Consider the following 25,475-nt stretch of genomic DNA (forward strand, 5'->3'; position numbering starts at 1 on the left):
GTCGGAATTTCGCGAGCAAGCCTTAAGCGTTAGGCGTTCAGCGTTCAGCATTTTATTGGTGTATGGCCACAATTGGAATATGGCTGTGATAGGCCAGCTTTTTGGTGTGGCTGGTTTTGAACAGACCGCTGAGGAAAGAACGTTCCCTGGGAACAATTACGATCAGGTCGATATTCTTGTCTTCGGCAAACTGGCTGATGGCGTCAAAGAAATCATATTGCCTGATGAAGTAAAACTCAGGTGTATACTTACTCAACATGGTTTCCAGCTTTTTTCTTTCAGCTTTGTATTCGTCGGTGAGCTCAACATAATGCTCGCTATCGACATTCACTATATGCAGGGCTGGTTTGAACAGGTCGAGGGTGGCTTTCAGCGGCGCCAGGGGAATAGTGGAATCAACATCTTTAAAGTCGCTGGCGAGCACCACATTTTTGATCTTGCGGTATTTTGCGTCTGGCGGAATGATCAAAACCGGGCAGGCGCTTTCCTGGGCCATTTCGAGGGTATTGCTACCCATAAAGATCTGCTCGAGGCGGGTGGCGCCGGTAATACCCATTATCACCAGGTCAATGCCCTGGTGGCGAACATAGCGGCTGAGGATTTCCACAAGGGAAGAGCCTTTTTCCATAACGAATTCAATAGGTACGTTGGCTACGGCTAACAGTTCGTCTTTCAACTGGCTAAGCGCCTGTGAAAGAATGATACGACGGTCATCATCGTCTTCGGTTAAAGGAGATCCGTCTGAGCCGCCGGTTATCTTATCTGATACATGGATCAGTATGATCGTTGCATTTTGAACGTCTGCAGCCATTTGAGCGGCAAACAGGGCCGCATTCTTCGATGTATCTGAAAAGTCAGTAGGAACCAGCAATTTCTTCATGTATTTGATTGTTTTTGGGAAGTTACAAATTAATGATCATTCAATAAAGAGGATCAATCGTTTGCATTAATTTTCATGGAAGTGACCGGATATTTTCCCTTAATTTACAAACCGGCAATCGGCAGTCGGCAATGCAGACCGCCCTGCAATTGGCTGGCCTACAATTCGGGTGCAACCATTTCGCGGCTAACTCCGACTTTGGGGTTATTCACGATTGCCGATTCACGATTCACGAAAAAACATCCTCAAAGAATAAGATTAATATGAAACAAATCAGCCTGTTACTTACCTCTTTTTTAATTGGTACCATGGTGGTTGCGCAAACAGCGAATGACATTGCCATTATTCCACAACCGGTTTCGCTTGAAAAAAAGAGCGCCCGGTTCATGCTTTCCGGCCAAACCAAAGTTGCCGCCGATGCTAAAAATGCCGAAGTACAACGGGTGGTGCGGATGTTCACCGATAAGGTAAAAAAAGCTGCCGGTTACACACTGGCTGCCGCTGCTCCTGGCGCTAAAGGAAATGTGATCAGTTTTGCAATCAACAAAACAGCCGACAAATCGATCGGCAAAGAAGGTTATACATTGGATGTGACGGCAACGGGTGTACAGGTTACTGCCAATGATGCGGCAGGCTTGTTCTATGGCGTTCAAACCCTGTTTCAGTTACTGCCTAAAGAAATAGAAAGCCCTGTGGTGGTAAAAAAAGCAGGCTGGGTTATTCCCGGTGTACACATTACCGATTATCCGCGTTTTGCCTGGCGTGGTCTGATGTTCGATGTATCGCGCCACTTCTTTACCAAAGAACAGGTTAAAGACTACATAGACAATATGGTTAGGTACAAGTACAATTTATTACACTTGCACCTTACCGATGACCAGGGCTGGCGCATTGAAATAAAATCGCTTCCAAAACTTACAGAGGTAGGCGCCTGGCGCGTTGAGAAAACGGGTACATTCGGTACTTTCACGCCCCCTGCCGATAATGAACCGCGCACCTATGGCGGTTTTTATACCCACGACGATATCAGAGAGCTGGTTAAATATGCAGCCGATCGTTTCGTGAATATTCTTCCCGAAGTGGATGTGCCCGGTCATAGCATGGCGGTTGTGGCATCATATCCCGAATTGTCGTGCACACCCGGCACTTACCGGGTAAACTCAGGCGAAAAATTCATGCAATGGGGCAACGGCACCTTTTATGCGCTGGTTGACAATACCCTGTGCCCGGCCAATGAAAAAGTATACGAAGTGCTCGATAAAGTGTTCACCGAAGTAGCCCAACTGTTTCCATTTGAATATATTCATATGGGAGGCGACGAATGCGCCAAGAATTTCTGGGAGAAAAGCGACGCCGTAAAACAACTGATGCAAAAGGAGAACCTGAAAGATATGCATGAGGTGCAAAGTTATTTTGTTAAACGCGTGGAAAAGATCATTGAGTCGAAAGGAAAAAAGATGATGGGCTGGGATGAAATTCTGGAAGGCGGACTGGCGCCCAATGCGGCGGTGATGAGCTGGCGCGGTTCAAAAGGCGGGGCGGAAGCAGCTAACCTAAAACATGAAGTTGTAATGAGCCCCAATAACCATGTGTACATCGATCTGATGCAGGGCGACGCCGCTATTGAGCCGCCGGTTTACCAAACGGTGCTCTTAACAAATTCATATGCCTTTGAACCGGTGCCCGAGGGCGCAGATCCTAAATTTATCAAAGGCGGTCAGGCCAACTTGTGGACGGAGCAGGTGTACAATATGCGCCATGCACAATATATGACCTGGCCCCGGGCGTTCGCGGTGGCAGAAAGTGTTTGGACGCCTAAAGAAAAAAAGAACTGGAACGACTTCATTCGCCGTGTGGAAGATCATTTCACCCGTTTTGATGTAGCCGAAATAAAGTATGCACCCAGTATGTACGATCCAATTTTCAATGCTTCCAAAGACGGCGATCAGTTGAAAGTTGAAATGACCACTGAGGTGAAGGGACTGGATATCTATTACAGCTTCGATAATTCATTTCCCGACCGGTTCTATCCCAAATACACCCAGGCGGTAAAAGTGCCGGTTGATGCCGTTAATTTGAAAGTGATCACGTACAGGGGGAAGGAACCGATTGGAAGAATGGTTGTTATTCCGGTTGCCGAATTGAAAAAGCGGGCAGAGAAGAAGAAGTAATGTGATAATTCGATAATGTTGAAATGCAGGAATAAAAAAGGTCTGATGGGAAACCCGTCAGACCTTTTACTTTAAAATAAAATAGGAACGCCGGCCGTACTTTTGTTTAATCCTTCACGCGTACATGGGCGTTCCCCTGGCAAGAAAACTTAAATATTTTTAAAAGGAAGGGTAATAACTGGGTTAATGTTTCGACAACGTGCTGTAATTCAACTCTCTTTCACAAATAACGTTCGGGCTTTTCAGATTAATGGCAAAATATTTTTTGTTATAATATTTAAGCCGGTGATCCTGCTGTCATTTAGTATTTGAACATGACATGTTTCTGCAAAACGTTCGAACGGCTTTTCTCCGCTACCGTAAAAATTACCGGTACATTATCTATACTTTAACATGCTTACTTAACTGAAGGCGCAACGTATTTATTGCGTGAACTGTCAATTAAAATAGATCATCGACCCTACATAACAAGGTGATGATTAACCGCTAAGCTCGCGGTAGTGGTTCCTGCACGTTAAAGAATGTACTGTTTAGGGTTTAATCAATCATTTCTAAAGGCCCCGGTGAAAACGGGGCCTTTTTTGTAGAAATTATGTCTCAGGCGGCAGCGGGTTTTGAAATGTTTGGTGGGGTTTATGGTTTCGTTAACAGGAATTCCGGTGCGGCAGCCTGCTCAGGCACAGAAATAGTGAATGTGATAAGGTAATTATCCGATAATCCCGACTATATCGGGACAAGTTGTGATAATTCAATAATCCTGCAGAGCGCACAGGGGCTAAGGAGAGCAGCCCCCGGGGCGGGGAACTAAAAATTGAGCACAAAGAACTTTTAAAATAGGTAAGTTAAGGGGTATTATCATCACAAAGGCTTTTCCCGATGCCGATCCTATTCGGTGGGAAGGGCCTTTTTGTTTGGGGGAGCAGGATGGTTACCATAAATACTACCGCAGCCGTACGACTGGCTTCCCGACTGCAGGTTTATGGTCCCCGATTGCACTATAACAGCCCTGGAAATTGCATAGGAATTGCATAGAAATTGCACTGGCCCTTACTATCCGGTGCAACGCCGGTGTAAGCCGGGGAGGAGGAGATAGCCATATTCAGAGTGTTTCAATACAGTTTGCGAAGGGGTGTAAATAAAAAGGCCCCGGCGGTACGATAGCTATCGTAACGCCAGGGCATATGAAAATTATTATAACCTGCTGATTTTGATCCCGGTTCAGACCGGGAGAGTTATTAAAGACCCATTTTCTTTTTCAGGTTGGTATCGATGGCATCGAGGAATTCTTCAGTATACAGGAAGTGTTTTCCGTGTTCTACTTTATTTCCATGGATACAAACGGCCAAATCTTTAGTCATTTTACCGCTTTCAACTGTTTCTATACAGGTAGACTCTAATGTGTTGCAGAAGTCGATAAGGGCCTGGTTGCCGTCGAGCTTGCCGCGGAAGGCCAGTCCTCTTGTCCATGCAAAGATAGAAGCGATAGGGTTGGTGCTGGTTGGTTTGCCTTTCTGGTGGTCGCGGTAGTGACGGGTAACGGTACCGTGAGCCGCTTCAGCTTCCATGGTTTTGCCATCGGGAGTGATCAGAACGGAGGTCATTAAACCCAGTGAACCAAATCCTTGCGCTACAGTGTCACTTTGAACGTCGCCATCGTAGTTCTTACAGGCCCAAACGAAATTGCCATTCCATTTCAGCGCGCTGGCAACCATGTCATCGATCAAACGGTGCTCATAAACGATGCCGGCCTGATCGAAAGCCTGTTTGAATTCGTTCTGATAAATTTCTTCGAAAATATCTTTGAAGCGACCGTCGTATTTTTTAAGGATGGTGTTCTTTGTGCTCAGGTACAAAGGCCATTTTTTAGCGAGGGCCATGTTGAAGCAACTGCGGGCAAAACCCCTGATGCTTTCGTCGGTGTTGTACATTGTCATGGCAACGCCATCGCCTTTGAAGTTATATACTTCGAAAGTCTGAGGTTCGCCGCCGTCTTCGGGAGTGAAGGTCATGGTGAGTTTACCCTTTCCTTTGATCACTGAATCGGTAGCACGATATTGATCGCCAAAAGCGTGGCGGCCAACGATGATGGGGGCTGTCCAGTTGGTAACCAAACGGGGGATATTGTTGATTACGATGGGTTCACGGAATACTGTACCATCCAGGATGTTACGAATGGTACCGTTAGGGCTCTTCCACATTTGTTTCAGGGAGAACTCTTTTACCCGCGCTTCGTCGGGAGTGATAGTAGCACATTTGATCCCTACACCATACTGTTTGATAGCATTGGCGGCATCAATTGTAACCTGGTCGTTGGTCTGGTCGCGGTATTCAACACCCAGGTCATAGTATTTGATATCGACGTTAACGTAGGGAAGGATGAGTTTATCCTTGATGAATTTCCAGATAATGCGTGTCATTTCATCGCCATCCAGTTCTACAACAGGATTCTGTACATTGATTTTTTGTGCCATAAATGCTTGTTTTTGCCTTCAAATAAGGGTGCAAACCTACAGCAGAATGGCCAAATGTGCAAAAGGCTTTTTAGCTGCCCAACCGCCCGATCGTATGTTGTTTTTCCAGAAGCGGCTACATATATGTACCTAAAAAACTGAGGCTCCCGGTGAAACCCCAACTATTAATTGTTGATAAAACATAACTTGCAGTATGGTTGCTATATTACAGAAGTATATAGACCAGTTTATTGATCTTCCGGCTGAGGAACTGGAGGCACTTATCAATTCCATTGAAGTAAGATCTGTAGATAAAAAAGTTCGGCTAACCGACGTAAACGAAACGGAAAAGTATTTGTATTTCGTTATAAAAGGACTGGCCAGAAAGTTTTTTGTAAAGGGAAAAGAAGAGATAATAACCCAGATAGCAAAGGAAGGAGAGCTGATCTCTTCTTCCGTATCGTATTTTTCAGGAAACCCTTCGGGGTATGTGGTTGAAACCATAGAACCCACCACTTTTTACTCACTCCATCACGACAAAGCAGAACAGTTATATAGCCGATACCCTAAACTGGAGCGTTTAAGCCGTTTGATCATTACCGAATTGTTCCTGCAAAAAGAAGTTTGGGAGCTTGAACGCATCCGGTATAGCACAAAAGAGCGTTTTTTGCGTTTTATGAACGAAAACCCGGAACTGTTTCAGCGGGTACCGCAAAAGTACCTGGCCTCGTACCTGAACATAAAACCTGAAACTTTCAGCCGGCTCAAGCATTTACTGAGAACCAAAAAGAACTCAGATGCTCCTTATCTTAAATGATGTTTTTTTATGGGGGAAAAAAATATTGTTGCCCGGGAATGCTACGAACAACTACTGGTGCATCTTCAGCGATTCTCGGAAATAAGCCGTGGATCGGTGGAGCAATTGATACCTTACCTTGAGATCCGCCGTTTTGAGAAAAAGAAGAGACTGGTTAACCAGGGCGAAATGGAGGATTACCTGAACGTAGTTATCAAAGGCCTTGTTCGTAAATACGTGCTTTCGCCCATTCGGGGCGAGGTTACCCTGCAACTGGCCACCGAGGGGCATATCATCCAGTCTGAGATCTCCTTTCATCACCGCGTTCCCTCTGAAGTCATCATTCAAACACTAGAGCCTACGGTGCTGGTTTCAATACGGCACGACCGCATGCAGGAGGCGCTCGAAAAAGTGCCCGAAGCCGAAGTCCTGGGCCGCGCTATCATTATGCAGATGTTCATAAAAAAGGACGCCCGCTATTTCGATCAGCTAAACACTTCTACCCGCGACCGCTTTCTCGAATACATCAACAACCATCCTCATATGTTGCAGCGGGTGCCGCAGAAGGTCCTTGCTTCTTACCTCAATATTAAACCGGAAACGTTTTCGAGGTTAAAACACCTGTTACTTCAGAAGAAGTAGTTTATGGTTTATCGTTTATTGTTTATGGTTGCTTCGCGGTTCGAACAACTAAAATAATTGCGCGAGCCTGGAAGTGCAAGAACAATAAACCAAAAACAATAAACAATAAACTGTTATAGATTTACTACCAAGATCGGTATCTTCAACTCATGCCGTACAGAGTTGATGGTTTCGCCATACAACCAGTCCTTGATGCCGCTGTGACGGTGAGCGCCAATGACCAGCATATCGGCTTTTGATTCTTTGATAATCCTGACAATTTCCTCCGCGCGGTTCCTGAAACCGAGTTGACTGGTGGCTGTCAGCCCCTGTTCCTGTAATTGTTGAACATACATTTGTAAGCGCGCTTCATCGTGGCGGGTTTCGTAATCGTCACTTTCCCTGCCCAGCAAACGCGCCGAGGCGCTTTCTACCACATGTATCAACAGGTATTCGGCATTTCCCTTTCCCTGGCCTATGGCGTGTGCCAGCAGTTGGTCGTCATGCTCGCCGAAATCAAGTGCTACCGCTATCTTTTTATAGGTTGGGATGTTTAGTTTTTGCAATCCATCTACATGCGGGTGCATTTGTATAGATGCATTTTTTGATTTGCTGAAGATGGGATAAAAGATAATATAGGCCAGCAAGCCAAGGAAAACGGCGCCGCTGGTAATGATCAGGATATTCCATAAAATATTGGTAGGCCCCGCAAAGAATGAGCTTACTTCGTTGATCAACATGCGAAGATTCAGGTACACCAGCGTGGCGGTCACTATCCAGGCAGCTATTTGCACAATGGGTTTTATCGCAAACGAGCCCATGGTCTTTTTGTCGCTTACGAAATGGATAAGCGGAATGATGGCGAAACCCAGTTGCAGGCTGAGGATAACCTGGCTCAATACCAGCAGGGCATCTACTTCTTTTTCTCCTGCAATGGCAATAACCAGAATGGCAGGAACAATGGCCAGCAATCGGGTAATCATGCGCCGCATCCAGGGATTGATCCGCAAGCGCAGGTAACCTTCCATTACTATTTGTCCGGCCAGGGTGCCGGTAACAGTTGAACTTTGTCCGGCGGCGATCAACGCAACGGCAAAAAGCACCGGCGCTACTGATGAACCTAACAGTCCCGACAATAATTGGTGCGCTTCTTTGATCTCGGCCACTTCAACCATTCCTTTCTTAAAGAAGGTAGTGGCTGCCAGAACCAGTATAGCGGCATTTACGAGGAAGGCCACATTCAGTGCAATGGCTGAATCGATAAAACTCCATTTCAATGCCTGTTTTATACCTTCTTTTGTTTTGGCAATTTTACGGGTTTGCACCAGCGCAGAATGTAAATACAGGTTGTGCGGCATTACAGTTGCACCGATTATGCCTATAGCTATATATAATGCCTGTTCATTGGGCAGGGTAGGCACCAGACCGGTAGCTATTTCACCAAAGGCAGGTTTGGCAATAATGATCTCTACGAGAAACGACAATCCCACTATCGCTACAAGAGCAATGATAAAAGCTTCCATTTTACGAATGCCCAGCCGTTGCAGGAATAACAGTAAAAAAGTATCGAGCACGGTAATGGAAACGCCCCAGATAAGTGGCAGGCCGGTCAACAGGTTAATACCAATGGCCATGCCCAGTACTTCAGCCAGGTCGGTAGCGGCTATGGCAATCTCTGCCAGTATATACAACAGGAAGTTTACCGGGCGGGGATAGGTTTCGCGGTTAGCCTGGGCCAGATCGCGCCCGCGAACGATACCAAGCCGGGCGCTCAGGGTTTGTAACAACAGGGCCATCAGGTTGCTCATGAGTAAAACCCAGATGAGGGAATAGCCGAAACGGCTGCCGCCGGCCAGGTCGGTGGCCCAGTTGCCGGGGTCCATATAACCTACGCTAACAAGGTAAGCGGGGCCGAAAAATGCGAACACGCGTTTCCAGCCCATAGCTTTTTTGCTGATATCGACCGATTCGTGTACTTCGCTTAAAGAGGCATCCCCTTTTATTCTATTCATCATCATATTTCACAAATACGTTTTTTGCTACATGTTCACTAATGGTTACGGGCGACTGGTTCTTTATTTTAAGTTCAATGGAATTGTCGAACGCGAACTTTTTCTTTACCTCCAGCCGGGTGCCCAGGCCTATATGTTTGTGGTTAAGTAATTCAAGGATCTCTGCCGACTGATCGCCGATGCCGCTTACTTCAGCCTGCTGATTTACAGGCAGGTTCAGCAGGTCAACCTGCCGGGTGAGCGTCCATCGGCCCTGGCTGTCGGGGATGGGATCGCCGTGCGGATCGGTTTTAGGGAAACCTAAAAATTCATCGAGGCGGTCGATGAGTTTTTTGCTGCCGATATGCTCCAGTTCCTCCGCAATTTCATGTACTTCATCCCAGCCAAAGCGTAGTTTTTCAACGAGGAAATATTCCCACAACCGGTGCTTTCGAATGATCTGAAGCGCTACTTTACGGCCCTCCGTGCTCAGTTTAAAGCCCTTATATTTTTCATACAATAATAATTTCTGCGCTTTCAGCTTCTTCAGCATATCCGTCACGGATGCAGGCCGGGTTTGCATTTCACTGGCCACATCGTTGGTGGTCACAGTGCCATGAACTTCCTGCAGGTGAAAGATCGCTTTCAGGTAATTCTCTCTGCTGCTTGAATATTGGGGAACCATACGTGAGATTGCTGATTTTGGGATTTCTGATTTCGAGATTTCCTTGAGTTTAGCATGCTGACAGATCGCAAAACCCTGAAATTCCTTTTGAGCTTAGCCAAATAAACAAATCTTAAAATCCTTTAATCAGAAATCTGAAATTCTCTTTTTATTGCTTATCTAAAATAAAATTTAGACAAATCTAAAAAATAAATCGGCTCCGCCAAACAGTGCCGCATTAAGGTGGCATTAGTTTTTAGGCAAATGTGTTTTCTTTTACAAGTGGGATTGAATGCTTACTTTTATTCATCAACAGCTATTGGATGTTTTATGAAGAAGTACCTTTTTAGTCTGGGTTTTATTTTAATCTTATTTTCATGTAAGGATGATAAAAAAACGCTACAGGCAGGTGAGATAGTGACCTCTGCTGACTTTGTTGCATTTTATCCTGAAGTAAACCTGCCTTTTTCTGTAGCCGATACCACCCTGCTGAAGAAACAGAATGATTCAATGCTGCTTGAGCTTAATACATTTTCACAATTTATACCCGATAGCATCTGGCGGAAAGATTTTGGGAAGGCCTCGCCAAAAGTATATGCACTTGGCCGGGCTGTTGAAAAGGAAAAGGAGAACTATTTGTTCACCGCTTTGGTGGCCGGCAGCAAGCGGGCCGCCTACCTGGCCTGTTTCAGTAAGGACAATAAATTCCTGCAGGCCATGACGCTGGTAAGAACCGGTTTCGACAATTACAGTTCCGCATATGGTATGCTCGATAAAAAATTTCAGATCACCACTTACCGCGATACCAAAAAAACCGGCGGCGACCTGATATATAAAAGGAACGTTTATTTCTACGACCGGAACGGGGATAATTTTACCCTTATTGTAACAGAGCCAAATGAAGATATAATTCAGGACGTTTTCAATCCCATCGATACCTTGGCGGCTAATAATAAATTTTCGGGCGACTATGTGCAAAATGACCGCAATTTCGTTTCAGTGCGGGATGGAAAGAATGCTTCTGAAATAATCTTCTTTGTGCATTTTGAAAAAAATGGCGGCAAATGTAACGGCGAGTTGAAAGGTAATGCACGTTTTATTTCACCTACGGTGGCGCAGTTTGTTAAAAGCGATAATCCCTGTTCAGTTGAATTTACATTCAGTGGCAGTAAGGTTACCATGAAAGAAAAAGGCGGTTGCGGATCGTACCGCGACATACAGTGTTTCTTTAGCGGAAGCTATTTTAAGAAGAAGGCGTCTACATCAAAGGGTAAAGAAAAAGTGAAATAGGAGGCTGGTTGATCAGTTAACAGGTTGACAAGGAATATGCCTTTTGCAGCTGATAAGTTGAAACCGGTAAACCGCAACTTCATGCAAGCGTGCTAACGAGCATTAGTTCAGATTGTTTTAACTTTCGGCATAACCACATCGCTTAATCCCGTCGAATTGGAATTATACGTTATATTCGCCCCGTTTTTATAGCATCTTTGTACCATTGACAGGCTATTTATATATAAGTACCTGGAAGTTTAAAATGAACAGTGTATATGAGTTTTACCAATTTTACAGTTCCTTACCCGATAGAGGGAAAATACAGTAAACGAGTAGCTTATTTTTCAATGGAGTATGCAGTGCATCAACCATTGAAGATCTATAGCGGAGGTTTGGGGTTTTTATCAGGATCGCATTTGCGCAGCGCATATGAGCTGCAACAAAATATGGTGGGCATTGGCATTTTGTGGAAGTATGGCTATTACGATCAGGCGCGTAACCAGGACCACACCCTGCAGGTAACCTGGCTCGAAAAGAACTATCATTTCCTGGAAGATACCGGTATTAAATTTCAGATAACCATTCACGATCACCTGGTATGGGTGAAGGCATATTATCTGAACCCGGAAACATTCAAAACAGCGCCGCTTTTTTTGTTGAGCACCGACCTGCCTGAAAACGATCACGTTTCACAAACCATTACTCATCGCTTATACGATGCCAACGTGGCTACCAAAGTTGCCCAGTTCATATTACTGGGTGTTGGCGGCGCCAAGCTGCTGGATGAATTAGGGTTCAATCCCGACCTATACCATTTGAACGAAGCGCATGGCGTATCGTCGGTGTTTTACCTGTACAAGAAATTCGGCAACAAGGTTGAAGAAGTAAAGAAGCGCCTGGTGTTCACCACGCATACGCCTGAAGAAGCCGGAAATGAAAAGCACGATATACACCTGTGTCATAAGATGAGTTATTTCTGCGGCCTGAGCATCGACGAAGTACGCAAACTCACCGGCATGCACGACGATCTGTTCAATCACTCCCTGGTAGCATTGCGTTTTGCGCACCTGGCCAACGGGGTATCGAAACTACATGGCGAAGTATCGCGAAGCATGTGGGGAAAGCATGAAAATGTTTGTCCGATCATATCAATCACCAATGCACAGAACTGGCGCTATTGGGCCGATAAACAATTGTACCGCGCCGCTGAAGAGGGCAATGACAGCTGGTGGGATGATCGCAAGAAATACCTCAAACGCCGGTCGTTTGATATAGTAGCCGATCAAACGGGTAAAATATTCAACCCGAATGTATTTACCATTGTGTGGGCGCGCCGTTTTGCCGGTTACAAAAGAGCAGAGCTGCTAACGCGTGATAAAGCACGATTTGAAAAATTATTGAACAATACCAAACATCCCGTGCAGATCATTTGGGCCGGTAAACCCTACCCGATGGATTACCCCGCTATCAATGATTTCAATAGCCTGGTTCATTTAAGCAAAAATTATAAAAACGTGGCGGTGCTTGTCGGTTATGAACTGGCGTTATCGAAGCGGATGAAGCAGGCTGCGGATATCTGGTTAAATAACCCGCGCGTTCCCCGCGAGGCTTCGGGTACCAGTGGTATGACGGCTGCCATGAACGGCGCCATCAACTTCTCCACTTCCGATGGCTGGATTCCCGAGTTTATTGATCAGGGGCATAATGGTTTTGTGATTTTCCATCCCGATTATGGCAAAATGAGCGTACAGGAACAGGACCAATACGACCTGGAAAAAATGTATGACATTCTCGAGAATGAAATTCTGCCTATGTATTACGAGCGGTACGATACCTGGCGCACGATCGCCAAAAACGGAATGCGCGATGTTCGCTTCCAGTTCGATTCGGGCAGAATGGCGAATGAGTACTACGAGTTGTTGTATAAATAGTTGACAGGTTGATGGGTTGATAGTTGATACAGGGGAATACAGTATTTAAGAAAAATTGTTAAAATAATATTAAGGATCATCAGCCGGTTGGCGGATGGTCCTTTTTTATGAATAGCCCTCGCTGGCTCCTGGTCTATACTTTGCGGCGAAGGTTCAGGCTGGCATTTGTTCATTCTATACAACAGAAATCCTTTATCAACTCTTTCAACTATATCAACTTTTCAACTTTATGTAATTCCATAAAAACCTGCATCTACTACTAAATCACTCACCAAACTATATTACATGAAACGTACTTTTATTTTATTGATAGCCCTGTCAATGGCTGCAGGTGTGTTTGCCGGCGATGAAAAGAATATCGTTAGCTCGGTATTGAAATCGGCCATGGTGTACCGCGTTGGCGCCGAACTGACCCACACGGCAAAAGCCACGTTAAGCCGGGGCAATAATGAACTGGTGATAGATAATATCAGCAACAGGATAGATGTCAATAGTTTGCAAATAGGCAGTAATGGCAACGTAACCATTTTGTCGGTTGAGTTTTCCACTAATTTTTTACGGCCCGAGCAAAAGCTGCCCATTGTAAAAAAGCTGGAAGATTCGCTGGATTCCGTTAATGATGAAATAAACAGGATACAGGTTATATTAAAGACCGACCAGGAGTTGCTCGATCTGTTAAAAGCCAACAAGGAAATACGGGGCGATCAAACCGGGGTGAGTGTGGCCGAGCTTACCAAAATGATGGAGTACTATAAAACCAAAACGCTGGAGTTGCAGAACGAGATCAGCCGGTATAAGGAAAAAGAAAAAAAGCTTCACGCCATTACCGCTAAAATAAACCAGCAGATAAAAGAAGAAGAGCAAAAGAATTATAAGACCATTGGTAAACTGATGCTGCAGTTGTATTGTCCCATAGCCGGCCAGTATGATTTCAATATCTCGTATGTAACGCCTTCTGCCAGCTGGAACCCTGCTTATGATCTTCGGGTGGAGAATATCACTAAACCGGTTGCATTGGCCTATAAAGCGAAATTGACGCAGATCACAGGCATTGACTGGGATAATGTGAAACTGTCATTGTCTACTTCTATTCCTTCACAACATAATAATGCACCTGAGGTAAAGGCCTGGTATCTTGCATTTGTAAATGCAGGAAATTATGTGGCTCCCTATTACAGTAACAGGATTGCCGGAGTAGCAGCAGCGCCTTCACCTGCATTAAGTGAAGTAGTGGTATCAGGTTATGGCACAACATCAAATAGGGACGAGGAAAAGGAGAAGGCAATAGAACCGGTATATGTGGTAAATGGAAACATTATTAGTAAAGAGGAGTTCAAAAAAATTGATCGCCGTGCTATTAAATCAACCAACGTCTTAAAAGACAATCAGGCTTCAGCAATATATGGGAGCCGGGCATCAGGCGGGGCTGTAGTGGTAACTCTGAAAGAGTTAGGAGATTATGTTGATGTAAAAGACAATCTGCTGAATGTAGTATTCGATATCGATCTGCCTTACGATGTACCATCTAACGGAAAAGAACAGAACGTTAACCTGAAAGATTTTAAAATACCGGCACAATATAAATATTACAGCGCTCCGCGCCTCGATAAGGATGCCTACCTGATGGGTGAAATAGTTGACTGGGAAGCATTGAACCTGTTGCCGGGTTTGGCCAATATTATTTTTGAAGGCACCTATATAGGTAAAACAAATATCGATGCGAGCTCTGTACAGGATACGCTCAACCTTACGCTGGGCCGCGATAAAAGGGTAGTGGTAAACCGCGACAGGCTGGCTGATTTCAGCAGCGTGAAATTCCTGGGCGCTAACAAAAAGCAAACCCTGACGTTTGAAATAACGGTTCGCAACAACAAGAAAGAAGCGGTGCAAATGGAGATCCAGGATCAATACCCGGTATCAACGAATAAAGACATTGAAGTGGAACTACTGCAGCATGACGGCGCAACCGTAAATGCGGAAACCGGGATTTTAACCTGGAAGGCGCAGCTGGCGCCCGGAGAAATAAAGAAATATCGCGTGAGCTACAGCGTGAAATACCCGAAAGATAAAACGATAAACCTGTAAAAGTAAAGTGTGCCACGTTTCCAAAACGTGGCACACTTAGATTTTTATTGATACAAACTATTGAGTAATGATGTCAATCAGTTCTACATCAAAGATCAGCGTTGAGCCTTCTTTAATGGTTGGTCCGGCAGGATTATCGCCATATGCCAGGTCGGAAGGAATGAACAGTTTCCATTTGCTGCCAACAGGCATTAACTGTAACGCTTCGGTCCAACCGGGAATTACGTTTTTCAATGCCAGATTAATGGGTTGACCGCGTTCTACCGAGCTATCGAATACAGTACCGTCGATCAGGGTGCCGTGGTAGTGCACTTTCACCATGTCTTCCAGCTTTGGTTTGGCGCCGGTACCTTCTTTCTCCACTTTGTATTGCAGGCCGCTGGCCAGTGTAATGATTCCGGGTTTCTTTTTATTTTCTGCTAGGAAAGCTTCTCCGGCTTTTTTGTTGGGACCTGCTTTGGCGTTGCGGGCGTTCTGCATGTAGTTTACGATGCAGTTATTCACCTGCGTTTCGTTCAGCAGGGGTTTGTCAACTTTAGCATCGGAAAGCGCTTTCAGTACTAACGCGTTGTTTATATTGCTTATACCCTGGGCTTTGTAAAAACTCGCGATGCTTAAGCCAATGGCATAACTAAATGAATCAGCTGAATTTTTCAAAACGGGCGCAGCAGGTGCTGCGGTGGTAGTTTTCTTAGGAGCAGCTGCAACCGGCTTTTTTTTAGCTGGAGCCTGGGCCAGCATTACAGTGGCTGGTAAACCGGCTAAAGCCAACAGCACATATTTTTTCATTAAATATATTTTAGGCACCAAAAGTAAGTGAATGGATTGAATTCACCAGTAAGTGAAAGAAACGAATTCACCGCTGGTTTATTGCCGGCCGGGGCCGGCTTTACCGGTCTTGCGCAACAAGGCGGCTGGCTGTAACCGGGTGGTATCGGCCATATTTTTTCCGGGAAGTTTGTAACGATGCTCGTAAGGCTGCCCCGATACGATGGCCAGCATGTCCTTTTCGAGCGAGGTTACGGGCGATTCTACTACGCGGCCCACCTCGCGCCGGCCCTCAAAGATCAGCAGGGTAGGCACGCGGCGAATGTTCAAACCCTGTTCTTCATGCCCGGGGCTTTGCTTATATGCCGTATCGCTGTTGCTCACATTAATAAGCTGTATTTGCGACGGCTTAACCTGGCAATAATCGAGGATCCTGTACATACGCGGCACTTCGCGCCGGCTATCGCCACACCAGGTGCCCATAAATACCAGGAAATGTTTATTGCCGAGCAATGGTTTTACCTGAGCGGCTATATTGCTGTCAACGATATAAGACTCATAATTTTTATTGTACCAGCTATCGAATGGCGCCTGCGACAGCCGTTCACGGGTTGTTTTGCCAAGTAATATCAGGTTGCCTTTTTTGTCGGTGGCTTCTATATTCACCGGTTTGGTTTGGTGAGCAAACATATTTGGGGAACAGGCGTTAATTAAATGTAAAAAGATAACTGTAATGGTTATATGGATGGCGTACATAAATTTAAATTAAGTGTGGTTATAAATGATACCTGAAACGCTGAACGCAGAATGCTTAACGCGAAATGCAATACAGAATGCGGCGTAATACAGCGCAGAGGGCGCAGGGCTTCGCATTACGCATAGCAATGAGCTTGCATAATGGCAAATTGATGCATAACGCAAATGCTACGCAGTTCAGTTGAGTTTATAGTATGTATGGTGCGTTAAGCGTTGGGCGAAAACCGGGGAGGTTGAAATATCGTGGCGGTATGAATGGCAGGTATTATACCGGTATAAGCCATTTCATGTGTTAAAGGAATGGCAGGTGATTGCCATTGTTGTATCTGTTCATGGAACAGCGTGATCTCAACTGTTTTTTCTTTTAACGTGGCCGAAGGAAGTTGTGAGCTGTTGGCATCTTTATCGAGTAATTGTTGAACGCAATCGCACCGCGTAGAGGTGTATAGGGAGGCAAAACGGCACTGCCAATAGCTTGCCAGTTTGCCATATTGAAGGGCAAAAAAGACGGTAAGGCATATGAAGGCAGGTAATGATCGCACAAATGCTGATTAGATACTGAAAAAATACTAATAATACCGGTAACTGGCTAATTTTACAGTCTTCAATTTTAACATATTTTATGAGTGCATATATTAAACCTTTGGAAATTCGCTGGTCTGATCTGGACCCCAACTTTCATTTACGGCATTCCGTATATTATGATTTCGGGGCGTACGCGCGCATCTCTTTTTTAGGAGAGCATGGCTTAACACCGGCATTTATGCTGAAACACCAGTTCGGACCAATTATTTTCCGCGAGGAATGTTTGTTTAAACGGGAGATAAAGATGGGTGACAAAATAGCCATCGATGTTGAGCTGTTTAAAGCGCGGCCCGATCATTCGCGATGGACCATACAACATCGCATTACGAAAAACGGCGATGAAGTTGCTGCCATTATTACCGTTGATGGCGCGTGGATGGACTTGGTGCAGCGCAAACTCACCATTCCGCCCGATACTGTGACGCATGTATTTGAGAAAATGCCTAAGGCTGAACAGTTTGTGTGGGATAAATAACAGGGTGGCTTAACAACTTTTTACCATTTAACACGTTACTTTAGCTGAATTATTTAATGAATATCTCTATGAAACGAATAGTTTTACCTCTGTTACTGTTTACCAGTGTTACCACATTTGCACAAGGCGGCTTTTTGAAGAAGGCGGGCAGTGTGCTCAATAAGGCTACGTCTGGCAAAACCTCATTGACCAACGATGAAATTGTATCCGGATTAAAAGAAGCATTGTCTGTTGGTGCAACGAACAGCGCCAATAAATTATCGTCGGTAGATGGTTTTTTTGCGAATGCCGCCATTAAAGTATTGATGCCGCCCGAAGCAAAGAAAGTAGAAACAGCGTTACGCACTGCCGGTATGGGCAAACTAGTTGACAATGCTATTTTATCAATGAACCGTGCTGCTGAAGAAGCCAGTAAATCTGCAGCTCCTATTTTTGTGAATGCGATCACCAGTATGAGCATCACCGATGCACTGAACATTCTTAAAGGAAGCGACACGGCTGCAACCGGTTATCTTCGCGGTAAAACTGTAGCTGCGCTCACTTCTGCATTCCGTCCGGTAATTGATACCGCGTTACAAAAAACATCAGCCACATCTTACTGGAAAACGGTATTCGATGCATACAATAAACTGCCAACTACTTTCAATAAGATAAATCCTGATCTTGCCGGTTATGTTACCGAAAAATCATTGAGCGGTATGTTTTATCAGGTAGCACAGGAAGAGCAAAAGATCCGTAAAGATCCTGCCGCCCGTGTTTCTGATATCCTGAAAAAAGTTTTTGGTAGTTAGTTTCCCTCGTCTGCTTGGAGATTTATTATAAATTGCATCCCGACCTGTCGGGATGTTTTTTTTATAATATATCAGTCACATGATCTCCAGAACGCTTTCCCTGTATAAGAATGCTTATAGTGGATTGTCCCCATCAACATGGTGGCTGTCGTTTATTATGTTGGTAAACCGCAGCGGCACCATGGTATTGCCGTTCATGACCATTTACCTCACCGCCTCGAAAGGATACAGTATTGGTATGGCGGGGGTTGTTATGGCCTTGTTTGGTCTTGGTGCGGTAACCGGTGCATTCCTCGGCGGCAAACTCACCGATCGTATAGGTTACTATCCGGTGCAGCTTATTGCACTGCTGGGTGGCGGCGTGCTGTTCATGGTGCTGGGGCAAATGCAGTCATTTCCTCTCATCTGTTTATTCACCTATTTGCTTAGCCTGGTAAATGAAGCATTCAGGCCGGCCAATTCAACGGCCATTGTGGCGTATAGTAAAGATAATACCCGTACCCGTTCGTATGCCCTTCACCGGCTGGCAATCAACCTCGGCTGGGCGGTAGGGAGCGCGCTTGGCGGTGTGCTGGCTGCCCGCAGTTATCAGTTATTGTTTTGGGTAGATGGCGCCACCAATATTATGGCGGCTTTGCTGCTGGTATATTTGTTACGTCCATCGAAACAGGCAAAGCCCGTTAAGGAAGAAACCGTTAAAGATCCGTTGCATTCTGCTTACCGCGATAAAATATACCTGTGGTTTATTTTGCTTACCATCTTATTTGCCACCTGCTTTTTTCAATTGTTTACTAACCTCAATGCCTATTATAAAATAGTGCTTCATTTCAATGAACAGTTCATTGGATTGATTGGTGCGGTAAATGGGATCATGATAGCCGTAATTGAAATGGTGCTGGTATTCAAGCTGGAGAACCGGCGGTCAAGTTTATTTTATATTATCAGGGGCACCATGCTGGTAGGCATTGCCTATTTAATGCTGAATATCTTTCACATCGATCATATAATGGCCCTGCTGATGATAATTGTTATGACAATGGGTGAAATACTGGTGCTGCCGTTTATGAACACTTTCTGGACCTCCCGCAGCGCCGATCACAACCGGGGCGAATACGCCGGTTTATATACCATAGCCTGGTCAATTGCACAAACGGCTGGCCCCTTCCTTGCATCGCAACTGGCCGAACGTGCCGGGTTTACGGCGTTGTGGTGGGCATTGGGGGCCATGAGTTTTGCAACGGCAGCAGGTTTTTTTTGGTTGAAAAAGAAACTGGAGGGATAAAGTTGTTCAGTTATTCAGTTGTTGAGTTGTTGAGTTGTTCAGTTATTCTCAGTTATTCAGTTGTTGAGTTATTGGGTTTTGATGTTGTTCCCTCGTGAACCAGTCAACGAGTCAACTTTTCAACTACATTTGCTCCCATGTCTCCCGAAAAGTTCGAAATGTTTCGTAACCGGCTCACAAAAGTGTACCGGCATGTTGGCAAACAGGCCAGGCGGCAGGGTATTGCCTGTTACCGGATCTATGACCATGATCTTCCTGAATTTGCCCTTTGTATTGAGCGTTATGGCGATAATTTATACCTGGCAGAATACAAACGGAAATTTGAAATGGCGGAAGCTGAACATGAAGCCTGGCTGGAAGAATGCATTGTGCTGATCTGCGATGTGCTTGAAATGCCTGTTGAAAATGTTTACATCAAAGAAAGGCAACGCAAACCCGGCAGGCTGGGGCAGTATCAGCGCGTTGGTACGGAAGGCGCTAACTTTATTGTAGAGGAAGCAGGGCTGAAATTTAAAGTGAACCTGAGCGATTACCTCGATACCGGTCTTTTTCTCGATCACCGCATTACGCGCGGTATGGTGCGTGACGAAGCAAAAGGAAAACGGGTGTTGAACCTGTTCTGTTATACCGGTTCCTTTTCGGTATATGCCGCTGCTGGCGGCGCCGCCGGCGTAACATCTGTTGACCTGTCGAAAACCTATTTACAATGGGCTGAAGAAAATATGCGGCTGAATGATTTCTTTGATGAAAAGAAACATCACTATGTTCATGCCGATGTTAAACAATACCTCGATCAACTTGCACCCGCTTCGTTCGACCTGGTGGTTATGGACCCGCCCACATTCAGCAACAGCAAACGGATGAAAGATTTTCTCGACATTCAACGCGATCATGCCGGACTGCTGAATAAAACATTGCAGGCACTGGCCCCCGGCGGCGTGATCTATTTCAGTACTAATTACCGCAAGTTTGAGCTTGATAAAGGCAATATCGATACGCCTGAGATAAAAGATATCACCAGGGCCACCACGCCATTTGATTTCGAGGGAAAGCTGTTCAGGTATTGTTTCAAGTTGAAGAAAGGATGAATTGAGGTGAAGTGATCATGGTGAATTAAAAGACAAATTTGCTAATCTGCTAATTGAATACAGGCTGGCTATACGCTTTCGCGTGAGCTTCGATTTTATAGGAACTACACGATCGTGAAGCATTATCACATTATCACATCAGCTAATTAGCACATTACCTGATCTGCCCTCTTACCAGCCCCGGCCCATGACGGCGTGAATGTGCATTTACATACATGGGATCATTTAAAAGCTGGTTATAATTGGCATCTGTGAGCGGGGCAGACACCTTCACCACGCCAAAATCACTCAGATTATTACAAAGGAAAATAAGCGGTGAGCCATTGGTTCCGGTGGCGCCCGGGTGTATGTGGGCTGCCGTTAGTGTATCGTTGCTTTCCAGATCGCTAACCGTAACTACTGAATACAGTACTTTGTCACCGGTAAGCCGTAAGATGGCTTTGCCGGTTGCGGTAGTGGTAACCGGCGGCACCTCATTTGTTCCCAGCAATATGATATCTTGGGCATATACGATCTTTTTATCAAGCTGTCCGCGTACCAGTCCGGCCGGTGCTTCTTTGCTATGTACATTTACATACACGGGATAACCCAGTAATGAATCTATCTGTCCCTGCCGTAGCCCGGTTACCCTGCCGCTCGACCGGGCCCCGTTGAACGTAGGATTGAAGGGTATAAGAATGCCGCCCGATGTGCCGGCGTTGCCATTGTGAATATGTGCATTGGTGAGGTTATCGCTGGCCGACAGGTTGTGAATGTGCAGATCGAACTTCAGGGAGTTGTCGGCAAGCAGTTCTATGGTGGCTTCCCCTTCTTCATTTCGGCCTGCAGGCGCAGGAACTTCATAGATGGCTTTTATGTCGACATTCCATTTCTTTACGGTAGAAGGACCATCGTCTTTATCGTGCTCACAACTTTGAAACACAGCAGCAAGCAATAGCATTCCTGCTACCTGTGCGGGCAGTAATCGTTTCATATATATTGTTTTAAATAAGCTTTTGTAATAAGGTATACGAGCCGGGTGAAGAGCAGGTTGCTTCAGGTAGTTGTAAGTTTTAAGTAATAAGTTTTAAGTAATAAGTTGTAAGTAGCAGGTTCTTCAATAAAGCAAAAAAGCCCGTTCCGGCTCAACCAGAACGGGCTTAAACTTAGACCTTAAACCTTAAACTTATTACTTACAACTTATTACTTATTACTTATTTAGTGAGTGGAATATCTCTTTTCAGCATCTCGTTGCGGTTGGCCATTTCCCAGGCGGTATAAAATACCAATTGTGCCCTTTTTGCCATTTGTTTATAATCGATCTTATCGGGTGTATCGCTGGGCTGATGATAATCTTTGTGTGTACCATTGAAATAGAAGATAATGGGCACTCCTTTGCGCGCAAAATTGTAATGGTCGCTGCGAAAATAAATACGCTCGGGGTCATTGGGTGCATTGTATTTATAATCCAGTTCCAGCTTCGTGTATTTTTTATTCATGGCCTCGCTGATGGGGCGCAGATCAGAGCTGAGCTTATCGTCGCCCACCACATACACATAATTTGAGCTGTCGCCCTTACGTTTGGGATCAGTACGGCCGATCATATCGATGTTGAGGTCAACGGTTGTTTTTTCGAGTGGGAACAGCGGATGATCGCTATAATATTCCGAACCCCATAAACCTTTTTCTTCTCCTGAAACGGTCATAAATACGATGGAGCGGCGCGGGCCTTTGCCGGCGGCTTTTGCTTTAACGAATGCTTCTGCCAGTTCCAGTATGCTTACGGTTCCTGAACCATCGTCATCGGCGCCATAATAGATCACTGAATCACCGCGTTTGCCAAGGTGGTCGTAATGTGCTGTAATAAAAACGTACTCGTCTTTTTTATCGCTGCCTTCAAGATAACCGATCACATTGGTGCTGTTGAGCTCGTTCACACTCTTTTTGAAATCGAGCTTTACATCGGCCTGGTAGGTTTTGGGCTGCGGGTTTCCATTCTTTATAGCTTCTTTCGCAGCTTCGAATTCGGCGCCCATAATGGCCCTGGCAACGTCTTCCGTGATGAGGTATGTATTGGGAAGAATATTCTTTTTGTACGCTTCCTGGTAAAGCGGGCCCTTAGCGAGCGGCGCACCGCGGCGCATAACCGTGCCTGGCACCAGTAAAACGGCTGCGGCCCCGTTCTTTTGCGCATCTCTCATGATCATAAACGGGCTGGTTCGAACACGAACGCTATTGCCGCCCGACGAACTGGTTGCACTTTGCATCACCAGCACAATTTTTCCCTGCACGTCGATGTCTTTATAGTCGTTGCGGGTACTGTCGCTGACACCATAACCTGCAAAAACAACTTCACTGCTCATTATGGTGCTGGTGTTGGCCTGGCTGAGGTTGATGAGGAAATCTTTTGTTCCGTCGAAACGTTTACCATTCACCTCTATAAAAGAACTTATCAATGAATCCTGGTATACCGGGAAGCCGGCCTGAAAGTTGTCTTTATTGCCGGGCAGCAGTCCCAATGTTTTAAACTGGTTTTCAATATAAGCAGCTGCTTTACGTTGTCCTTCGCTGGCGGTTTCGCGGCCCTGCATTTCTGCGCCTGCTACAATGTACAGGTGTTTCTTAAGATCGTCGGGGGTGATGGTGGCGGCAAATGGCTTTGGGTCGGCAATTTTTTGTGCCGAGACCGCTGTAGCGCCAGTCAAAGCCATTACCAGGAGCATCCTTCTCATAGTGTGTTTTTTGTTGGAGTTCAAAAATAGGGGAGTTGGATGTTTTTTCGGAAATTGATTGTTGAGTGGCGATAGTCAATGGGCAATGGGCGCATCGGGTTGTTTCAGGTTACAAGTTCCGGGTTACAGAAGAAACCAGCGAAGCCGGATGCTGTTTTACCTGTTCCTGTAACCTGCAACCTGTGCCCTATAACGGCGTTTATAGATGAATGACATTACTTTAGGTACTATGCTTCAATTTCACTAAGTTCCAGCCATCTTAATTCTTTTTCATCGAGCAGGTTGGTGATCTCGCTTATGCGAACCGATAATTGCTGTAACTGATCGAAGGGCAGTGAACCGCTGTTCAATTGCTCGGTAACGGTTTGCTTTTCCTTTTCGAGGTTGGCAATATCCTGTTGCAATTGTTCAAACTCGCGTTTTTCCTTGTACGACATTTTCCGCTTTTCAGGCTCTTTTGCCGTGGCAGCGGCCTTTACTTCCGGCTTTTCGGTCTTCACCTCTGTTTTTTCTTCTTCTTCTTTTTCCTTTAACCATATCCGGTATTGCGAGTAGTTACCGGGGAAATCGCGTACCACGCCTTCGCCTTCAAATACGAATAAGTGATCAACCAGGCGGTCCATAAAATACCGGTCGTGCGAAACGATCAGTAAACAGCCCGGGTATTCGCTCAGGAAATTCTCCAGCACCCCGAGGGTAGGCAGGTCGAGGTCGTTGGTAGGCTCATCGAGGATCAGGAAGTTCGGGTTGCGGAAAAGAATGGATAATAAGTGCAACCTTCTTTTTTCTCCACCGCTTAGTTTGGAGATGTAGGTATATTGTTGTTCCGGTGGAAACAGGAATAATTGTAAGAACTGTGCGGCGCTCAAACTTCCGCCACTGGCGAGCGGAAAGCTTTCCGCCATACTTTTTACAAATTCGATCACCCGCATATCTTCTTTGATCACCAGGCCCTGTTGGCTGTAATTGCCAAACACTACGGTTTCGCCAATATTTATTTTACCGCTATCAGCAGCTTCCAGGCCCTGCAGCATATTAAGGAAGGTAGATTTGCCCACCCCGTTCTTACCCACTACGCCAATACGCTCGCCTTTCTTAAAAGTGTAATCAAAACCTCTGAGGATCGGTTTTTCACCATAGCTTTTGTATACTTTTTTAAGCTCTATCACTTTTCCGCCCAGGCGGTTCATCTTCATCTGCAGCTCGAGCTGGTTGTCTTCCAAACGCTGTTTGGCCCTGGCCTCCACTTTATAGAAATTGTCCTGGCGGCTTTTGCTTTTGGTGGTACGGGCCTTTGGCTGCTTACGCATCCATTCCAGTTCCTTGCGATAGGTGTTACGTGCTTTTTCTATAGATGCCGCTTCGCTTTCCTGGCGGGCCGCTTTCTTTTCTATGAAGTTTTCATAATCGCCTTTGTAAACGTACAGTTCGCTGCCGTCGAGTTCCCATATTTCATTACATACCGAATCGAGAAAATAGCGGTCGTGGGTAACCAGCAGCAGGGTTACGTTTTGCTGATCGAGATAATTTTCGAGCCACTCCACCATTTCAATATCGAGGTGGTTGGTAGGTTCGTCCATGATCAGTAACACGTGTTTGTGCTCGAACCCGATATCGATAAGCGTTTTGGCCAGGGCCACCCGTTTACGCTGACCGCCAGAAAGGGTATTTACCGCCTGGTTCAGGTGATGGATGTTCAGCTTGCCCAGGATCTGTTTTACTTTGGCGTCAAAATCCCAGGCGCCCAGTTCATCCATTTTTACAATGGCTGCTCCCAGTTTTTCGGCATTGCCTTCTTCGCTGATGGCTTCAAATTCCCTGATGGCATTCATTACCGGGTGGTTATGATAGAAGATATTATCGGCAATGGAACCTCTTTCATCGAACATGGGGTCCTGCTCAAACAGGGCTACCGTCACTTCTTTATTGATCCATGAAGTGCCGCTATCGGGCGTTTCCTTTCCGGCAAGTATTCGTAACAGGGTACTTTTGCCACTGCCATTACGGGCTACCAGCGCAACTTTGTCACCCTCTTCAACATGAAAGGAAATATTCTCAAACAATGGTTTTACGCCAAACGACTTCGTGAGCGCTTCTACGGATACATAATGCATGGCGCAAATTTAGCTGTTTATGGTTTACGGTTTATTGTTTATGG

20 protein-coding genes are annotated in these 25,475 nt (G+C 45.5%); 10 read left to right on the top strand and 10 right to left on the bottom strand.

The genetic code is table 11. From position 1 onward, the window contains the following. Positions 1-52 precede the first annotated feature (52 nt). Positions 53-880 (bottom strand): universal stress protein, encoded by an 828-nt coding sequence (locus A4R26_RS11285; RefSeq protein ID WP_081163885.1) that lies wholly within the window; start codon positions 878-880, stop codon positions 53-55. Positions 881-1,143: 263 nt separating this feature from the next. Here A4R26_RS11285 and A4R26_RS11290 point away from each other — a divergent pair, with 263 nt between their 5' ends. Continuing rightward, entirely contained in the window at positions 1,144-3,051 is a 1,908-nt protein-coding gene (locus A4R26_RS11290) for a beta-N-acetylhexosaminidase (protein ID WP_081163886.1), read from the top strand. Positions 3,052-4,286: 1,235 nt separating this feature from the next. Here the strand turns inward: A4R26_RS11290 and A4R26_RS11295 are convergent. After that, positions 4,287-5,522, bottom strand: coding sequence for an isocitrate dehydrogenase (NADP(+)) (locus tag A4R26_RS11295; RefSeq protein WP_081163887.1), 1,236 nt, complete (start codon positions 5,520-5,522; stop codon positions 4,287-4,289). Positions 5,523-5,715: 193 nt separating this feature from the next. Between A4R26_RS11295 and A4R26_RS11300 the strand changes: the two genes are divergently transcribed. Beyond that, positions 5,716-6,318, top strand: coding sequence for a Crp/Fnr family transcriptional regulator (locus A4R26_RS11300; protein ID WP_081163888.1), 603 nt, complete (start codon positions 5,716-5,718; stop codon positions 6,316-6,318). Between the two features lie 9 nt (positions 6,319-6,327). Further along, positions 6,328-6,939 (top strand): Crp/Fnr family transcriptional regulator, encoded by a 612-nt coding sequence (locus A4R26_RS11305; protein ID WP_081163889.1) that lies wholly within the window; start codon positions 6,328-6,330, stop codon positions 6,937-6,939. A 113-nt stretch (positions 6,940-7,052) separates the two neighbouring features. Here A4R26_RS11305 and A4R26_RS11310 read toward each other — a convergent pair whose 3' ends face one another. Then, the gene (locus tag A4R26_RS11310) at positions 7,053-8,936 is read right to left on the bottom strand and encodes an Nramp family divalent metal transporter (RefSeq protein WP_242674884.1); all 1,884 of its coding nucleotides are present in this window, start codon (positions 8,934-8,936) and stop codon (positions 7,053-7,055) included. Next, positions 8,923-9,594, bottom strand: a complete 672-nt coding sequence (locus A4R26_RS11315) for a metal-dependent transcriptional regulator (protein ID WP_081163890.1) — start codon at positions 9,592-9,594, stop codon at positions 8,923-8,925. Before A4R26_RS11315 ends, A4R26_RS11310 begins: the two co-directional genes overlap by 14 nt. 309 nt (positions 9,595-9,903) lie before the next feature. On the opposite strand from A4R26_RS11315, the gene A4R26_RS11320 reads away from it, so the two are divergent. From A4R26_RS11320 to A4R26_RS11330, 3 genes are all read left to right on the top strand, one after another. Further along, positions 9,904-10,863, top strand: coding sequence for a hypothetical protein (locus A4R26_RS11320; protein ID WP_081163891.1), 960 nt, complete (start codon positions 9,904-9,906; stop codon positions 10,861-10,863). Between the two features lie 257 nt (positions 10,864-11,120). After that, complete coding sequence (glgP, locus tag A4R26_RS11325; RefSeq protein ID WP_081163892.1) at positions 11,121-12,776, top strand: alpha-glucan family phosphorylase; 1,656 nt, start codon at positions 11,121-11,123, stop codon at positions 12,774-12,776. 285 nt (positions 12,777-13,061) lie between these two features. Further along, positions 13,062-14,861, top strand: coding sequence for a mucoidy inhibitor MuiA family protein (locus A4R26_RS11330; RefSeq protein ID WP_081163893.1), 1,800 nt, complete (start codon positions 13,062-13,064; stop codon positions 14,859-14,861). Between the two features lie 57 nt (positions 14,862-14,918). On the opposite strand, the gene bamJ is transcribed toward A4R26_RS11330, so the two are convergent. The 3 genes from bamJ to A4R26_RS11345 form a co-directional block, all read right to left on the bottom strand. Next, positions 14,919-15,650, bottom strand: a complete 732-nt coding sequence (gene bamJ, locus A4R26_RS11335; RefSeq protein WP_081163894.1) for a BamJ family beta-barrel-assembly machinery protein — start codon at positions 15,648-15,650, stop codon at positions 14,919-14,921. Positions 15,651-15,728: 78 nt separating this feature from the next. Beyond that, the gene (locus A4R26_RS11340; RefSeq protein ID WP_133054633.1) at positions 15,729-16,319 is read right to left on the bottom strand and encodes a thioredoxin family protein; all 591 of its coding nucleotides are present in this window, start codon (positions 16,317-16,319) and stop codon (positions 15,729-15,731) included. Positions 16,320-16,591: 272 nt separating this feature from the next. Further along, the gene (locus tag A4R26_RS11345; RefSeq protein ID WP_081163896.1) at positions 16,592-16,927 is read right to left on the bottom strand and encodes a hypothetical protein; all 336 of its coding nucleotides are present in this window, start codon (positions 16,925-16,927) and stop codon (positions 16,592-16,594) included. Between the two features lie 80 nt (positions 16,928-17,007). Here A4R26_RS11345 and A4R26_RS11350 point away from each other — a divergent pair, with 80 nt between their 5' ends. The 4 genes from A4R26_RS11350 to A4R26_RS11365 all read left to right on the top strand — a co-directional run bounded on the left by A4R26_RS11350 (position 17,008) and on the right by A4R26_RS11365 (position 20,606). After that, positions 17,008-17,445: an acyl-CoA thioesterase gene (locus A4R26_RS11350; protein WP_081163897.1), complete on the top strand. Its 438-nt coding sequence runs from the start codon at positions 17,008-17,010 to the stop codon at positions 17,443-17,445. A gap of 68 nt (positions 17,446-17,513) precedes the next feature. Continuing rightward, the gene (locus A4R26_RS11355) at positions 17,514-18,236 is read left to right on the top strand and encodes a DUF4197 domain-containing protein (protein ID WP_081163938.1); all 723 of its coding nucleotides are present in this window, start codon (positions 17,514-17,516) and stop codon (positions 18,234-18,236) included. A gap of 79 nt (positions 18,237-18,315) precedes the next feature. Beyond that, positions 18,316-19,518 carry an MDR family MFS transporter gene (locus tag A4R26_RS11360; protein WP_081163898.1) on the top strand — a complete coding sequence of 401 codons (1,203 nt, stop codon included), beginning with the start codon at positions 18,316-18,318 and terminating at the stop codon, positions 19,516-19,518. A gap of 137 nt (positions 19,519-19,655) precedes the next feature. Further along, a complete protein-coding gene (locus A4R26_RS11365; protein WP_081163899.1) occupies positions 19,656-20,606 on the top strand; it encodes a class I SAM-dependent methyltransferase in 951 nt (316 codons plus the stop codon). A gap of 154 nt (positions 20,607-20,760) precedes the next feature. Here the strand turns inward: A4R26_RS11365 and A4R26_RS11370 are convergent, their stop codons facing one another. From A4R26_RS11370 to A4R26_RS11380, 3 genes are all read right to left on the bottom strand, one after another. Beyond that, positions 20,761-21,579, bottom strand: a complete 819-nt coding sequence (locus A4R26_RS11370; RefSeq protein WP_081163900.1) for a CHRD domain-containing protein — start codon at positions 21,577-21,579, stop codon at positions 20,761-20,763. A 220-nt stretch (positions 21,580-21,799) separates the two neighbouring features. Beyond that, positions 21,800-23,317, bottom strand: coding sequence for a M28 family peptidase (locus tag A4R26_RS11375; protein WP_081163901.1), 1,518 nt, complete (start codon positions 23,315-23,317; stop codon positions 21,800-21,802). A 227-nt stretch (positions 23,318-23,544) separates the two neighbouring features. After that, complete coding sequence (locus A4R26_RS11380) at positions 23,545-25,431, bottom strand: ABC-F family ATP-binding cassette domain-containing protein (RefSeq protein ID WP_081163902.1); 1,887 nt, start codon at positions 25,429-25,431, stop codon at positions 23,545-23,547. Positions 25,432-25,475 lie beyond the last annotated feature (44 nt).

Source organism: Niastella populi (assembly GCF_002078015.1).
Lineage (GTDB): Bacteria > Bacteroidota > Bacteroidia > Chitinophagales > Chitinophagaceae > Niastella > Niastella populi.